At 68.8% G+C, this 14,537-nt stretch carries 13 protein-coding genes; 3 read left to right on the top strand and 10 right to left on the bottom strand.

Annotated elements, in window-relative coordinates; all coding sequences use genetic code 11:
* Positions 1-47: 47 nt before the first annotated feature.
* Positions 48-287: a cell division protein CrgA gene (locus tag ACWGST_RS13790; protein ID WP_452047241.1), complete on the bottom strand. Its 240-nt coding sequence runs from the start codon at positions 285-287 to the stop codon at positions 48-50.
* Between the two features lie 72 nt (positions 288-359).
* Between ACWGST_RS13790 and ACWGST_RS13785 the strand changes: the two genes are divergently transcribed.
* The 3 genes from ACWGST_RS13785 to ACWGST_RS13775 are packed head-to-tail and all read left to right on the top strand — an operon-like array spanning position 360 to position 1,973.
* Positions 360-1,151, top strand: coding sequence for a class E sortase (locus ACWGST_RS13785; protein WP_452047240.1), 792 nt, complete (start codon positions 360-362; stop codon positions 1,149-1,151).
* Between the two features lie 3 nt (positions 1,152-1,154).
* Positions 1,155-1,310 carry a hypothetical protein gene (locus ACWGST_RS13780; protein WP_452047239.1) on the top strand — a complete coding sequence of 52 codons (156 nt, stop codon included), beginning with the start codon at positions 1,155-1,157 and terminating at the stop codon, positions 1,308-1,310.
* A 6-nt stretch (positions 1,311-1,316) separates the two neighbouring features.
* Positions 1,317-1,973 carry an anthranilate synthase component II gene (locus ACWGST_RS13775; RefSeq protein ID WP_452047238.1) on the top strand — a complete coding sequence of 219 codons (657 nt, stop codon included), beginning with the start codon at positions 1,317-1,319 and terminating at the stop codon, positions 1,971-1,973.
* An 8-nt stretch (positions 1,974-1,981) separates the two neighbouring features.
* On the opposite strand, the gene pknB is transcribed toward ACWGST_RS13775, so the two are convergent.
* The 9 genes from pknB to ACWGST_RS13730 all read right to left on the bottom strand — a co-directional run bounded on the left by pknB (position 1,982) and on the right by ACWGST_RS13730 (position 14,267).
* Positions 1,982-3,676 (bottom strand): Stk1 family PASTA domain-containing Ser/Thr kinase, encoded by a 1,695-nt coding sequence (pknB, locus tag ACWGST_RS13770; RefSeq protein WP_452047237.1) that lies wholly within the window; start codon positions 3,674-3,676, stop codon positions 1,982-1,984.
* A gap of 49 nt (positions 3,677-3,725) precedes the next feature.
* Positions 3,726-5,411 (bottom strand): protein kinase domain-containing protein, encoded by a 1,686-nt coding sequence (locus ACWGST_RS13765; protein ID WP_452047236.1) that lies wholly within the window; start codon positions 5,409-5,411, stop codon positions 3,726-3,728.
* Positions 5,408-6,862, bottom strand: a complete 1,455-nt coding sequence (locus ACWGST_RS13760; protein WP_452047235.1) for a peptidoglycan D,D-transpeptidase FtsI family protein — start codon at positions 6,860-6,862, stop codon at positions 5,408-5,410. The genes ACWGST_RS13765 and ACWGST_RS13760 overlap by 4 nt, the downstream gene beginning before the upstream one ends.
* On the bottom strand, positions 6,859-8,193 hold the full coding sequence (locus tag ACWGST_RS13755) for an FtsW/RodA/SpoVE family cell cycle protein (protein ID WP_452047242.1): 1,335 nt from the start codon (positions 8,191-8,193) through the stop codon (positions 6,859-6,861). Before ACWGST_RS13755 ends, ACWGST_RS13760 begins: the two co-directional genes overlap by 4 nt.
* Before the next feature lie 67 nt (positions 8,194-8,260).
* Positions 8,261-9,493 carry a PP2C family protein-serine/threonine phosphatase gene (locus ACWGST_RS13750; RefSeq protein ID WP_452047234.1) on the bottom strand — a complete coding sequence of 411 codons (1,233 nt, stop codon included), beginning with the start codon at positions 9,491-9,493 and terminating at the stop codon, positions 8,261-8,263.
* Between the two features lie 3 nt (positions 9,494-9,496).
* Positions 9,497-10,069, bottom strand: a complete 573-nt coding sequence (locus ACWGST_RS13745) for an FHA domain-containing protein FhaB/FipA (protein WP_452047233.1) — start codon at positions 10,067-10,069, stop codon at positions 9,497-9,499.
* The gene (locus tag ACWGST_RS13740) at positions 10,066-10,821 is read right to left on the bottom strand and encodes an FhaA domain-containing protein (protein WP_452047232.1); all 756 of its coding nucleotides are present in this window, start codon (positions 10,819-10,821) and stop codon (positions 10,066-10,068) included. The genes ACWGST_RS13745 and ACWGST_RS13740 overlap by 4 nt, the downstream gene beginning before the upstream one ends.
* 78 nt (positions 10,822-10,899) lie before the next feature.
* On the bottom strand, positions 10,900-13,413 hold the full coding sequence (locus tag ACWGST_RS13735) for a glycoside hydrolase family 65 protein (protein ID WP_452047231.1): 2,514 nt from the start codon (positions 13,411-13,413) through the stop codon (positions 10,900-10,902).
* Positions 13,410-14,267 carry a beta-phosphoglucomutase family hydrolase gene (locus tag ACWGST_RS13730; protein ID WP_452047230.1) on the bottom strand — a complete coding sequence of 286 codons (858 nt, stop codon included), beginning with the start codon at positions 14,265-14,267 and terminating at the stop codon, positions 13,410-13,412. Before ACWGST_RS13730 ends, ACWGST_RS13735 begins: the two co-directional genes overlap by 4 nt.
* Positions 14,268-14,537: the final 270 nt, after the last annotated feature.

The following is a 14,537-nucleotide window of genomic DNA, read 5'->3' as shown; positions in this document are numbered from 1 at the left end:
GGCGGATGCCGCGGCATCCGCCCCCCTGTCGATCGTTGGTGCGCCGGCTAACGCCAGCGGGTCGTCATGAGGAAGCCGACGAAGGCGATGCCGAAGCCGATGAGGATGTTCCACGAGCCGAGGCTGCCGACGGGATATGCGCCCTGGCTCACGTAGAACACGATGATCCAGGCGAGACCGACGAGCATGAAGCCGAACATGACGGGCTTGAACCACACCGGGTTCGGAGCCTCTTCGCCGCTCGTCTGTTCAACGCGCGCGGGCTTCGATGATTTCGTACGTGCCATGCGGGCGATTCTAGCCGAGAGTGGGCCTGCGAACACATTCGGTTCACTGTCGCGCGGGCTAGAATCGCCCTCATGCCCGAGTCGCAACCCGAAACGCGGCGTGCGCACCGTGCTGCGGCGAGCCGGCGCCCACGCGTGAGCGTCGTCGGCGTTCTCGGTGAACTGCTGCTCACGGCTGGAGCGATGATCCTGCTGTTCCTCGGTTGGCAGCTGTGGTGGAACGACGCGATCATGGCCGGGCAGCAGTCGTCCGCGGCATCCACGCTCAGCAATCAGTGGCAGCAGCAGGCGCACGAGGCGGAAGGTGCCGCGCCGCCGGCCGCGTCGGCCGACTACGGCGACCCGGTCGTCGACGCGACGGAGTACGACAACGGCGATGCCTTCGCGATCATGTACGTGCCGCGATTCGGCGAGGATTCGCAGCGCAACATCGCCGAGGGCTACGGGCTCGACGTGCTCAACAGCTTCGACCTCGGCGTCGGACACTACCCGCAGACGCAGATGCCGGGCGAGGTCGGCAACTTCGCGATCGCCGCGCACCGCAGCGCGTACGGCGGCGGCATGCACGAGATCGAGCAGCTGCAACTGGGCGACGCGATCTACATCCAGACCAAAGACGGCTGGTACACCTACCGGTTCCGCGACTTCGAGTATGTGACGCCCGAGACCGTCGACGTGCTGGCGCCCGTGCCGCACCACCCCGACCTCGCGCCGACCGACCGCATCGTCACGCTCACGAGCTGCAATCCGCTGTTCTCGACGGCCGAGCGCATCATCGCCTACGGGGTGCTCGAATCCTGGCAGCCGGGCTCGGCGGGCGCACCGGCCGAGATCGAGCCGATCGTCGCGAAGTGGGGGAGCTGAGCCATGTACGGTGCACTCTGGCGGGTGCTGCCCGGTCCGGTGTGGCTGCGCATCATCCTGGTGCTGCTGCTCGTCGCAGCCGTCGTCTTCGCCCTCTTCACCTGGGTCTTCCCGTGGGTCGACGGCGTACTGAATCCGATCAACGTCACGGTGGAGTGAACTGACATGGAAAACACCCCGACCCGGGTGCTCGTCGTCGACAACTACGACAGCTTCGTCTACACACTGAACGGGTACCTGCAAGAACTCGGCGCCGAGACCGAGGTCGTGCGAAACGACTCGTTCGACGTCGCCGACGTGCCCTCGCGCATCGCCGAGTACGACGCCGTGCTCATCTCACCAGGGCCGGGCAAGCCCTCGGATGCCGGTGTGTCGATCCCGATCGTCGAGGCCGCCCTCGCGTCGGGGCAGCCGATACTCGGCGTCTGCCTCGGCCACCAGGCGATCGCCGAGGCCTTCGGGGCGGTCGTCACCAATGCCGAAGAGCTCATGCACGGCAAGACGTCGCTCATCACGCACGACGACAGCGACTTCTACGACGGAGTGCCGCAGCCGTTCACGGCGACGCGGTACCACTCGCTCGCCGTCGTCGACGGCACGGTGCCCGCCTCGCTCGTGGTGACGAGTCGAACCCAGGGCGGCGTCATCATGGGGTTGCGGCACGAGAGCGCACCGATCTTCGGCGTGCAGTTCCACCCCGAATCGGTGCTCACCGAGGGCGGCTACCGCATGCTCGGCAACTGGCTCGCGGTCGCCGGGCTGCCAGAGGCGCGCGAGCGCGCGGTCGGTCTGAGCCCGTTGGTGCGGGCGACGGCCATCTGAGCGGGGGCTCAGCCTGCGCAGTAGGTGAGTTCGACGGTGGAGTGCTGCGGCACATCACCGGGCGGCAGCGACTGCTGCGTCACCGGCGAGCCGGGCTCCGACTTGCACGAGCCGTCGGGCTTGGGCACGGCCGTGAGCTGCAGGTTCTCGGCCGAGAGGAACGAGCTCGCCGCCGAGAGCGTCTGCCCGGTCACGTCGGTGAGGGTAACCATGCCGCTCGAGATGCGGAAGTCGACCGTGGAGCCGGCCTCGACCGACGCGCCGGCCTCGGGGGTCGTGGCGAGCACGGTGTCGCCCGGCACCGTCGGCGACGACTCGCGCGTCTCGACACCGGCCACCAACCCGACGGCGGTGAGGTCGGCCTTGGCCTGTTCGAGGGTCTTGTTCTTCAGATCGGGAACCGCGACCGCCTCTTTGCCTTTCGACACGTAGACGGTCACCGCGGTGCCGGCGTCGACGATCTCGGTCGCGGGCGGGTCGGTGCGGATCACCTGACCGGCCGGCACGGTGTCGCTCGTCTCTTCGAGCGGTGACGCCGGCAGTCCGAGCTCTTGCAGTTGCGCGACCGCCTCTTCGTACGTGCTGCCCGCGAGCACCGGGATCTCGCGCGCATTCGACGGGATCTCGCTCGTCGGCTGCAGATTGAACGCCCAGTACATGACCGCGATGACGATCACGATCACGCCGATGATGCCCGACCAGATCCAGATCGCCGGTGGGCGGCGCTGGGTTCTCGTCATCGTCTCGTCTTCGGCGAGCTGGCGCAGCGCGAGCTCGGAACTCGAGAGCGAGGCGGTGGGCGCACCGAACAGCAGCGTCGCTTGGTCGGGTTCGCGATGCACCGGCACCTTGCCGGCCGCCGCGGTGTCGACGTCGGCACGGAACTCGGCGGCCGTCTGATAGCGCTGCTCGCGATTCTTCGCGAGCGCATGCAGCACGACCGAGTCGAGCGCGGGCGAGACCTTGGGGTTGATGACGCTCGGCTTGACCGGTCGCTCGCTGACGTGCTGGTACGCGACCGCGACCGGGGTGTCGCCGCGGAACGGCGGGCGACCCGTGAGCATCTCGAAGAGCACCACACCCGTGGAGTACAGGTCGGTGCGCGCGTCGACCGTCTCGCCCTTGGCCTGCTCGGGCGAGAAGTACGACGCGGTGCCGAGGATCGCGGTGGTCTGGGCCACCGTCGTCGACGAGTCGGAGACGGCGCGGGCGATGCCGAAGTCCATGACCTTCACCTGGCCGGTGGTGGTGATCATGATGTTGCCCGGCTTGATGTCGCGGTGCACGACACCCGCGCGATGGGAGTACTCGAGGGCCGTGAGCACGCCGTCGATGACGCGCACCGCGGCGGAGGCCTCGAGCGGCCCGTCGTGGATGATGTCTTTCAGGAGCCGACCCTCGACGAACTCCATGACGATGAAGGGCAGCTGCACCTCTTGGCCCGAGGCGTCGACGACGGTCTCTTCGCCCGCGTCGAAGACACGCACGATCGTCGGATGCGCCATGCGCGCCGCCGACTGCGCCTCTTGACGGAATCGCATGCGGAACGCGGGGTCGGTCGCGAGCTGCGGCTTCAGCAGCTTGATCGCGACCTGACGCCCGAGCCTGGTATCGGATCCGACGTGCACGTCGGACATGCCGCCGCGCCCGATGAGGGCGCCGACGCGGTATCGACCCGCGAGCACTCGTCCTTCATCGTTCACCGTGCAGTCCTTCGCCTCTCGTGTCGTGTGTTCGTTCTCGTGCCGTGCGTCAGTTGTCGACGGTCACCGTGAGCGCCGGCGACGGCGGCGAGCTGACGGGGCCGCAGAAGTACAGGAAGGTGACCTGGAACTCCTCCTGCCCGGCCATCACCTGTGCGCTCGTCTTGTCGGGGCTGACCGCGCCCGGCGCGGTCGCGTCACCCGTGACCGTCAACGAGTAGCCCGAGAGCGTCTGACCCGCCGGGCACTGCTGCGCGGTCCACGATATGGTGACGGGCACCTTCGCGTTCGGGTCGGTCGACGGCGTGAACGGGTTCGGGTTCGCGGTCGGCGCAGAGGTCGGTGCACTCGGCGTCTCGGGGGCGGCGTAGTACGTGATCGTCACCTCGGAGCCGATCTTCATGTTGCCCGTCGGGTTGACGTCGTAGACGCGGCCGGCCTCTTCGGCCGTCGCCGCCGGGTTACCCTCGACGGCGTTCGCGACCATGCCCAGGGCGCCGAGCTTCGAACTCGCCTCGTCGACCGTGAGGCCGAGGTAGTCTTCGCGGTTGACCTGCGCGTTGGTGGGCGCCTCGCTCGACGGCGGGGCGCTCGACGGCGGTGTGCTCGACGATGCCGGCGGCTTCGACGACGAGGTCGTCGGCGGGGTCTTGTCGCCGCCGCTGTTGATCGCAAGCGCGATGATCGTGCCGATGAGCACGATCGCGAGCAGGGCGATGAGCACGATGAGCGGCCAGGTCCACGGACTGCGCTTCTTCTTCTCTTCGACGGGCTCTTCGCCGTCGATCGGCGCACCCGCGGCCGACGGGAGCACCGTCGTCGCGGCGGTGGCGCCGGCCTGCGGCATGAGCATCGTCGCTGCGGTCGCCCCTGCAGCGCCGAGCACCGCGGGCACTGCGGCAGCGGCGGACTGCACGTCGCCCCGGCGCAGCGCCGTCGCGGCACGTGCGAGGTGCGCTGCGGACTGCGGCCGGTCGGCGGGGTTCTTCGCGATGCATCCGTAGACCAGGTTGCGCACCGGCTCGGAGACCGTGACCGGCAGATCGGGAGGAGTCTCGTTGATCTGCGCCATCGCGATCGCGACCTGCGACTCGCCCGTGAACGGGCGGCGGCCCGCGAGGGCCTCGTAGGCGACGATGCCGAGCGAGTAGATGTCGGTGGTCGGCGATGCCGGGTGGCCCGACGCCTGCTCGGGCGAGAGGTACTGCACCGTGCCCATGACCTGACCGGTGGCCGTCAGCGGCACCTGGTCGGCGATGCGCGCGATGCCGAAGTCGGTGATCTTGACGCGGCCGTCGGGTGTGATCAGCAGGTTGCCGGGCTTGATGTCGCGGTGCACGAGGCCGGCGGCGTGCGCGGCCTGCAGCGCCGACGCGGTCTGCGCGACGATGTCGAGCACCTTGTCGGTCGAGAGCACGTGCTCACGCTCGAGGATCGTGGACAGCGCCTCGCCGGGCACGAGTTCCATGACGAGGTAGGCGCTGCCGTCTTCCTCGCCGTAGTCGAAGACATTGGCGATGCCCTCGTGGTTGACGAGTGCGGCGTGACGGGCCTCGGCGCGGAAGCGCTCGAGGAAGCCCGGATCGCCGAGATACTCGTCTTTCAGGATCTTGATCGCGACCTGGCGGCCGATGACGAGGTCAGTGGCCTGCCACACCTCGCCCATCCCGCCGATCGCGATGCGGGATTGCAGTTCGTAGCGCCCTCCGAAGGTGAGCCCTGCGCTCGGTCTCATTTGTTCAGCACCGCCTCTAGTACCTGCTTTGCGACGGGTGCGGCGATGAGATTGCCGTACCCCTCCTGACCAAGTCCCCCGCCATCCTCAACGAGCACTGTGATCGCATACTGAGGATTGTCGGCGGGGGCAAAACCGGTGAACCAGAGAGTGTAGGGGTCACTCTCGCCGTTCTCCGCTGTACCCGTCTTACCGGCCACGCTGACGCCGTCTATTCTTGCATTACTCGCGGCCCCGTTCTCGACGCCGTTGACCATCATCGCCACCATCGTGTTCGCCGTCGCCTCGCTGATCGCCCGGCCGAACTCCTTCGGCTTGAACTCCTCGAGCGGGGTGAAGTCGGGGGCCGTGATCTGATCGACCAGATTCGGGTTCATCACGATGCCGCCGTTCGCGATCGCGGCCGACACCATGGCCATCTGCATGGGCGTCGCGCGCACCTCGTACTGGCCGAAGGCCGACAGCGCCGTCTGCGCCTCGTCGAGCACTCGCGGGTACACGCTCGCCTCGGTGATCGTCGGGATCAGGAACTCGTTGTTGAACCCGAACTTCTCGGCCTGCTCGCGGATCGCCGTGTCTCCGAGCTCGATGCCGAGTTCGGCGAAGGGGATGTTGCACGAGAGGCGCAGCGCGGTCGCGAGGCTCACGGTCGCACCGCCCCCGCAGTTGCCGCCCTCGGTGTTGCGCACGACCGAATCGGTGCCGGGCAGGGTGAAGGTGGCCGGGTTCGGCAGCTGACTCTCGGGCGTGTACTTGCCCGACTCGAGCGCGGCCGCGGTGACGACGAGCTTGAACACCGACCCGGGCGGGTTCATGTCGCCGCCCGTCGCACGGTTGAACAGGGGGTCGCCGGGGTCGGCGAGCAGACCGTCGTAGGTCGCCGTGACCTCGGCGGTGTTGTGCGACGCGAGCGCGTTCGGGTCGAACGTGGGCTTGGTGACCATCGCGAGGATGCGCCCGGTCGACGGCTCGCTGACGTAGACGGCGCCGGTGTAGTCGCCGAGCGCGTCCCACGCGGCCTGCTGCAGCACCGGGTCGATCGCGACCTCGACCGAGGCGCCCATCGGGTCCTGACCCGAGATCAGCCGGTTGAGCGAGTCGAAGAACTGGCTCGACGACTGACCGCTCAGGTACTCGTTGAGCGAACGCTCGAGGCCCGTCGCCTCGCCGTTCACCGGCAGGTAGCCGGTGATCGGCACGTACAGCGGCCCGTTGGAGTAGATGCGCTGGAACTTGTAGTTGTCGTCGGCGGCCTGCGAATAGGCGATGGGTTCGCCGCCCACGAGGATCGGGCCGCGTTCGATGTTGTAGCTCTCGTAGAGCGTGCGCGAGTTGCGGGGGTCGGCGGCGAGGGCATCGGCCTGCACGTACTGGATGATCGTCGAGGAGACGAGCAGCGTCAGGAACATGAGGAACGCGACGATGGAGACGCGCTTGAGCTCGCGGTTCATCCGTCGATCACCAGCCTCGGATGGTTGCGGACCGTGTCGGAGAGCCGCAGCAGCAGCGCGACGATGATCCAGTTGGCCACGAGCGACGAACCGCCCGCCGCGAGGAACGGGGTCGTGAGGCCCGTCAGCGGGATCACCCGCGTGACGCCGCCGACGACGATGAAGACCTGCAGTGCGACGACGAATGCGAGCCCGACGCCGAGCAGCTTGCCGAAGTCGTCTTGACCCGCGAAGCCGATGCGGAACCCGCGGGCGACGAAGAGCAGGTAGAGCGCGAGGATCGCGAAGACCCCCGCGAGACCGAGCTCTTCGCCGAGGCTCGCGATGATGTAGTCGCTCTGCGGCACGGGCGTGATGTCGGGTCGGCCCTGACCCCAGCCGGTGCCGATGAGACCGCCGTTGGCGAGCCCGAAGAGCCCCTGCACGAGCTGGTAGCTGCCGCCGACCTCGGCGTCGAAGCGAGCGGGGTCGAACGGGTCGAGCCAGTTCGCGAAGCGATTGCCGACGTAGTCGAGGGTCTGGCTCGCGATGATCGCGCCGCCGATGAAGAGGGTCAGCCCGAGCACGACCCACGAGAGCCGGCTCGTGGCGACGTAGAGCATCACGAGGAAGAGGCCGAAGTAGAGCAGGGCGGTGCCGAGGTCGCGCTGGAAGACGATGACGGCCATCGACAGCGCCCACACGATGAGCAGCGGCCCGAGGTCGCGCGCCCGCGGAAACTGCATGCCGAGGAACTTGGTGCCGACCATCGAGAGCGAATCGCGGTTGCGCACGAGATAGCCGGCGAAGAAGACGGCCAGCGCGATCTTGGCGATCTCGCCCGGCTGGAAGGTCGCGATGTCGCCGATGCCGATCCACACGCGCGCCCCGTACACCTCGCGCCCGAGTCCGGGCACGAGGGGCAGCAGCAGCAGGATGATCGCGGCGAGTCCGGCGAGGTAGGTGTAGCGGAAGAGCACGCGGTGGTTGCGGATCACGAGGATCGTCGCGATCGCGCACGCGATCGCGATTGCGCTCCAGACGATCTGGCGCACGGCCGCGCTCTCCCACCCGGTGTCGCCCTCGGCGATGTCGATGCGGTAGATCATGGCGATGCCGAGACCGTTGAGTACCGTCGCGATGGGCAGCAGGAACGGGTCGGCGTCGCGCGCCACGTACCGCATCGCGATGTGCAGTCCGAAGACGAGCAGCGACAGCCCGGCGCCGAGCAGCACGAGTTGCGTGTCGATGCGGCGCAGCGCCCCGAGCTGCACGAGCACGATCGCGATGGCGTTGATCAGACAGGCCACGAGCAGCAGCCAGAACTCGAGGTTGCGCAGCTTCTGCGGCATCCTGATGCGGCGGATGCCCTCGGGCGGGGTCGCGGCCGTGCCCTTCGGCGGGGTCAGGGGGCGGGAATCACTCAACGGATTCCTCCAGTCGCTGCACGATGCGGTAGGCCTCGGCGTACGACCCCGCGCTGATGGTCTGCTCGACCCGCTGCTGGTCGTAGGTGCGCAGCTCGGCGATGTCGATCTGCGTCTCGGTGTGCAGCTCGTGCAACGAGATCGGCCCGAGGTTCTGCTGGATTCCCTGGTAGATCGCGACCCTGCCGTTCGACTCGCCCACGTAGTACCGGGTCTGCGTCCACTGGTAGCCGAGGGCGAACGCCGCCACGATCGCGCCGATCAGCAGCACGATCCAGAAGCTCCACATCCAGCGGCGCCGCCTGCGGCGACGCGCATCCTCTTCGATGATCTCGTCGAAGAAGTCTTCGGAATCGGGTTCGAAGTGCGTCTCTTGAACCGGATGCGGACGGAACGGCGTGAGACGGATGCCGCGTGGCCGAACCGGTTCGGCGGCCTGACCGAATGCCGGGGGGGCGGCCGCAGAGCCCACGATGAGCGGCGGGGTCGCCGGTGCCGGCGGCTCGCCGATGTCGAGCAGCACGACCGTGACGTTGTCGGGGGCGCCGCCGTCGAGGGAGGCCTTGACGAGACGGTCGGCGACCTGCTTGGCGCCGGCCTCGGCCGTCATGAACTCGTGGATCTCGTCGAACGAGACGACGCCCGACAGCCCGTCGGAGCAGAGCATCCAACGGTCGCCGTCGCGGGTGTCGAGCACCATCGTGTCGATCTCGGGCGACGCCTCGACATCGCCGAGCACGCGCATGAGCACCGAGCGGCGGGGGTGCACCATCGCCTCCTCGGCGGTGATGCGGCCGGCGTCAACGAGGCGCTGCACGAAGGTGTGGTCGGTCGAGATCTGGCTGAGCTCGCCAGACCGCACGAGGTAGATGCGCGAGTCGCCGATGTGCGAGATGACGACGCGGTCGTCGACGAGCAGCACGGCGCTGACCGTCGTGCCCATGCCCGTGAGCTCGGAGTGCTCGGCCACCGTCGCCGCGAGCTGCCGGTTGGCGGCGATCAGGGCGCCCTCGAGCGAGGCGGAGGCCTCGGTCGTGTTCTCGTAGTCGAGGTCGGCCTCGGCGATACGGCGCGTGGCGATCGCACTCGCGACGTCGCCGCCGGCGTGGCCGCCCATGCCGTCGGCCACCAGGAACAGCCGGCGCCCGGCATAACCGGAGTCCTGGTTGTTCGAGCGGATCCGCCCGACGTGCGAGACCGCGGCGCTCGCCTTGATGGTCGCCATGGGCTACCGTCGCAGCTCGAACGTCGTCGCTCCGACCTTCACGGTGGCTCCGAGCGGGATCGGGGTGGGCACGGTCACTCGGGAGCCGTTGAGGAAGGTGCCGTTCGTCGAATCGAGGTCTTGCAGCATCCAACGGCCGTTCCACTGCATGAGTCGCGCATGGTGGGTCGAGGTGTAGTCGTCGCGGATGATGATGGCCGAGTCGCTCGAACGGCCGATCGTGATCTCGTCGTGGCCGAGGGGGAACTCGGAGCCGTTCTTCGCGCCGCTCGTGATGACGAGCCGGGTGGCGTTCTCGCTCGAGGCGAGCTCGTTGCCGTTGCCGCCCCCGTTGCCGCCGCCCGGTGCCGGAAACGCCACCGGCGAGGTCGGGGCCGCGACCGCCGCCACCGGCGCGGCGGCAGCCGCAGGAAAGGCGGATGCCGCGTTCGGCGTGGCTGCGGCCGACTCGGGTTGCAGCTTGCGCACGCGCTGGCCGAACAGGTCGCTGCGCAGCGCGTAGACGATCGCGAAGATGAACACCCAGAGCAGCACGAGGAAGCCGAGCTGGAGGACGAGCAGGGTCAGTTCGCTCATTCGCCGGGCCCCCAGAACCCGCCCATGTCGTGGCGTTCGGTCGCCGGGTCGGTGCGGCCGCGGCCGCCGGCACCGCTGGCACCGCCGGAGGCCTGCGCGAGCACCCGGAACGTGATGCGCGAGCGGCCGATGCCGATGACCGAGTCGGGCTCGAGGATCGCGTCTTTCACGGGGCTGCCGTTGAGCTGGGTGCCGTTCGTCGAACCCAGGTCGCGCACACGCGCGCGGCTGCCGTCCCACTGCACCTCGGCGTGCCGGCGCGATGCTCCGGAGTCGTCGAGGGTGACGTCGGCCTCGCTGCCGCGGCCGATGACCGTGCGGCCCTTCATGATCGGGTAGCGCTTGCCGTTGACGTCGAGCACCGGGGTCCAGGCGACCTGGCCCTTCACATTCTGCGAGTCGACCTGCACCATGCCCACGGCGAGCCCCTCGTCGGCCTGCAGCGTGAGCGTGATGCCGCCCGCGAACTGGAAGCGCTGGCTCGCCGCGTGCTTCTGCACGAGGTCGACGAGTTCGTCGATGAGGGCCGGGCCGAGGCCGGTCATGCGGGCGTGGTCGTCGGGCGACATGCGCACGACGAAGCTGTTGGGCACGAGCACGCGGTCGCGAGAGACGACTGCGGCCTTCGTGTCGATCTCTCTCTTCAGGGCAGAGGTGATCTCGACGGGCTGCAGCCCCGAGCGAAAGGTCTTCGCGAACGCGCCGTTGACGGCTCGCTCGAGACCTTTCTCGAAGTTGTCCAGTAGGCCCACGGGTCTCCCGCTCCAGATTCGCACCGACGCTGTCGTGACTTGTGACATGGTAGCCCGAAGGGCTGGCAAGACTCGTGATCAGTCGAGCTGGATCGCCGAGTCCGCCTCGTCGACATCGATCGACAACGTCGGAATCGATGCTGTGAGCAGGGTGCCGTCGGCGCGGCGCGAGCCGGTGACGTCGCGCATCGTGGGGGCGCCGAGCAGGCGCGGACCCTGGCCGTCGAGCGGCACCGAGACATCCGACTCCGCCGTCACGACCACCTCGACGCCGCGCACCCTGACCCTCGCCTCGATGCCGTCTTCGACGGCGAATGAGATCGCGTCGGGCTCGACGCTCACGCGCAACCGTGTGCCGCGCAGCGTGAGGCGGAAGGTGAGTCGCGGCCAGCCGTCGGGCAGGCGCGGGTCGAAGGTGAAGACGCCGTTGTGGTCGCGGAACCCGCCGAAACCCGCCACGAGCGCGCTCCACACGCCGCCCGTCGAGGCGACGTGCACGCCGTCGGCGGTGTTGTTGTGCAGGTCGGCGAGGTCGACGAAGAGGGCGGAGCGGAAGTAGCGCATCGCGAGCTCGTGGTAGCCGACCTCGGCGGCGATGATCGACTGCACGACCGCCGACAGCGTCGAGTCGCCCGTCGTCAGCGGGTCGTAGTACTCGAAGTTCGCCCGTTTCGCCTCGGTCGAGAAGCGGTCGCCCTGCAGGTAGAGCGCGAGCACGACGTCGGCCTGCTTCAGCACCTGGAAGCGGTAGATGACGAGCGGGTGGTAGTGCAGCAGCAGCGGCCGACGGTCTTCAGGCGTGGCCTCGAGGTCCCACAGCTCCTTCTGCAGGAAGGCGCTGTCCTGCGGGTGGATGCCGAGCTGCTCGTCATACGGGATGTGCATGTGCGCGGCCGCGCGCCGCCAGCTCGCGACCTCGGCCGGCGTCACCGCGAGCCGCTCGACGATGCGCTCGTAGGCGGCCTGGTCGGTCACCTGCAGATTGTCGACGGCGGATGCCGCGGCGGCGAGGTTCGCCCGCGCCATCACGTTCGTGTACAGGTTGTCGTTGACGACGGTCGTGTACTCGTCGGGGCCGGTGACCCCGTGGATGTGGAACACGTCGTCGATCGTGTTGGATCGCCAGAAGCCCAGGTCTTCCCACATGCGGGCGGTCTCGACGAGGATGTCGATCGCGCCGCGCGCGAGGAAGTCTTCATCGCCCGTGGCCGCGACGTACTTGCCGAGGGCGTACGAGATGTCGGCATCGATGTGGTACTGCGCGGTGCCGGCCGCGTAATAGGCGCTCGACTCCTGCCCGTTGATCGTGCGCCAGGGGAACAGGGCCCCGTGCTGGTTGAGTTCGAGCGCGCGGGCGCGTGCGGCAGGAAGCATCCGCTGTCTGAATCTCAACGTGTTGCGCGCGACGACCGGCGCGGTGTAACTGAGGAACGGCAGCACGTAGATCTCGGTGTCCCAGAAGTAGTGCCCGCCGTAGCCCGAGCCCGAGACGCCCTTGGCGGCGACGCCGTCGCCGTCGGTTCGGGCGGTGGCCTGCGCGAGCTGGAAGAGGTTCCACCGCGTGGCCTGCTGCAGCGCCGCCTGGCCCTCGATCTCGACGTCGGAGCGCGCCCAGAAGTCGTCGAGCCACAACCGCTGCTGCGTGAACAGCTCGGCGATGCCGAGTTCGCCGGCGCGGTCGAGCGTGCGATCGCAGCGGTCGACGAGCTCGCGCGTGGGCACCGTGCGCGCCGTGTGGTAGCTGACCGTCTTGGTGACGCGGATCGGCTTGCCCTGCTGGGCGCGCACCCGGTAGATGTGCTTGGCGAGATCGTCGCCGATCACGCTCGACTCGGTGAAGTGGTTCTCGGTCGCGATGTGGTGCTCGGCGCCGACCGCGATCGTCATGCCCGAGTTCGTGGTCTGGTAGCCGAGGATGTAGCGCCCGTCGTCGGCCCGCTTCACACGCGGCTGCAGCACCCGTTCGTTGAACATCTCGGCCTTGCGCGGGTCGAAGCTGCCCGCGGCCTCGGGCACGCCCGAGCGGTATTCGTCGCGCCCGTCCTGGCGGTTCAGGATCTGGCTCGAGATCGTCACCGCGGCATCGGCGTCGAGCAGCTCGACCTCGTAGTCGAGCACCGCGAGGTGGCGGTCGGTGAAGCTCACCATGCGCCGGCTCGTGATGAGCACGCGCTTGCCCGACGGCGTGCGCCACACGATCGAACGGCTGAGCGCGCCGAGCCTGAAGTCGAGGCGGCGCTCGTAGGCGAGCAGCTCGGCGACGGTGAGCACGAGCGGCTCGTCGTCGACGTAGAGGCGGATCACCTTCGCGTCGGGCGCGTTCACGATGGTCTGGCCGACCCGGGCGAACCCGAAGGCCTCTTCGGCGTGCCTGATCGGCCACGTCTCGTGGAACCCGTCGACGAAGACGCCGTGCACGTGGCCGTCGCGCCCCTCTTCGACGTTGCCCCGCAGGCCCAGGTACCCGTTGCCGACGGCGAAGAGCGTCTCGGTGCGACCCATGTCGGCCTCGACGAACTCGGTCTCCACGAGCGCCCACTCGTCGATCGGAAACCGCGTGCGGTTCAACGGGTCGTGATCGGCGAACCTCATTCGTCGTCCTCTCGGAGGGGGTCGTTCGCTGGTCGAGTGGCGGTCGCTGAGCCTGTCGAAGCGCGAGAGTCGGACCAGCGCCCTTCGACAGGCTCAGGGAGCGGGATGAACGGGATCAGCTCGTCGAGCTCGTCGACGACGATGGCGGCGCCGAGCGCCTCGAGCGCGGCGCGGCCGACGCCGCGATCGACGCCGATGACGACGCCGAACTCGCCCGTCGCGCCGGCGGTGACGCCCGACTCGGCGTCTTCGACGACCGCGCACGCCGTCGTCGGCACGCCGAGCAGCTCGGCCGCCCGCTCGAAGGTGTCGGGGGCGGGCTTGCCCGGGATCCCGTCGCGCGCCGCGACCGCGCCGTCGACGACGACCTCGAAGCGATCGGCGAGCCCCGCCGCCGCCAGCACCGATGGGGCGTTCTTCGAGCTCGAGACGACGGCCACGAGGCATCCGCTCGCTTGCACCGCGTCGAGGAAGGCGACGCTCGCCGGGTACGCGGCCACGCCCTCGTCGGCGAGGGTCTGGTTGAAGGCCTCGTTCTTGCGATTGCCGAGTCCGTGCACGGTGTCTTCGGTCGGCGCGTCGGTCACGTCGCCTTCTGGCACGTGGATGCCGCGGCTCGCGAGCAGGCTGCGAACGCCGTCGTAGCGGGGCTTGCCGTCGATGTACGAGAAGTAGTCGGCCTCGGTGTACGGCGCCGCCCCGTGCTGCTCGAGGTAGGGGGTGAAGAGGCGCGCCCAGGCATGCATGTGCACGGTCGCCGTCGGCGTCAGCACGCCGTCGAGGTCGAAGAGATAGGCACGGATGCCGCGGAGCAGCGCCGCTCGCTCGGTGTCGGGCAGCTCGGGGTGAGTCAAACGGCGTCCTTTCGTCGCATCGGTCGGGGCAACGGACCCGCGACTCGATGCTATTGCGAGGCGCCCGCCCGACGCGAGGCGCGCGCCCGACTCGGAGGAATCGTGGAGGCGAGGGCGGCGGGACGGGGGTGGGGGGTGTGGGGTGTGGGGTGTGGGATGTGGATGAGTTGTGACGAGTTGCACGACAGAACGGCCGACGCGCCGTGGGCCTTCGGCGCGTCGCGGCATTCATCGTGCGACTCGGCGAGCGGCGCGGGGCGTCCGCCGGGC

Source organism: Agromyces sp. NPDC055520, from assembly GCF_053619715.1.
This window is presented reverse-complemented; position numbering and strand designations above follow the sequence as displayed.

What these genes read in the sequence shown, in the direction of transcription:
- ACWGST_RS13790 (WP_452047241.1), bottom strand. Translation starts at nt 287, where the DNA reads ATGGCACGTACGAAATCATCGAAGCCCGCGCGCGTTGAACAGACGAGC.
- ACWGST_RS13785 (WP_452047240.1), top strand. Translation starts at nt 360, where the DNA reads ATGCCCGAGTCGCAACCCGAAACGCGGCGTGCGCACCGTGCTGCGGCG.
- ACWGST_RS13780 (WP_452047239.1), top strand. Translation starts at nt 1,155, where the DNA reads ATGTACGGTGCACTCTGGCGGGTGCTGCCCGGTCCGGTGTGGCTGCGC.
- ACWGST_RS13775 (WP_452047238.1), top strand. Translation starts at nt 1,317, where the DNA reads ATGGAAAACACCCCGACCCGGGTGCTCGTCGTCGACAACTACGACAGC.
- ACWGST_RS13765 (WP_452047236.1), bottom strand. Translation starts at nt 5,411, where the DNA reads ATGAGACCGAGCGCAGGGCTCACCTTCGGAGGGCGCTACGAACTGCAA.
- ACWGST_RS13760 (WP_452047235.1), bottom strand. Translation starts at nt 6,862, where the DNA reads ATGAACCGCGAGCTCAAGCGCGTCTCCATCGTCGCGTTCCTCATGTTC.
- ACWGST_RS13755 (WP_452047242.1), bottom strand. Translation starts at nt 8,193, where the DNA reads ATGCCGCAGAAGCTGCGCAACCTCGAGTTCTGGCTGCTGCTCGTGGCC.
- ACWGST_RS13750 (WP_452047234.1), bottom strand. Translation starts at nt 9,493, where the DNA reads ATGGCGACCATCAAGGCGAGCGCCGCGGTCTCGCACGTCGGGCGGATC.
- ACWGST_RS13745 (WP_452047233.1), bottom strand. Translation starts at nt 10,069, where the DNA reads ATGAGCGAACTGACCCTGCTCGTCCTCCAGCTCGGCTTCCTCGTGCTG.
- ACWGST_RS13735 (WP_452047231.1), bottom strand. Translation starts at nt 13,413, where the DNA reads ATGAGGTTCGCCGATCACGACCCGTTGAACCGCACGCGGTTTCCGATC.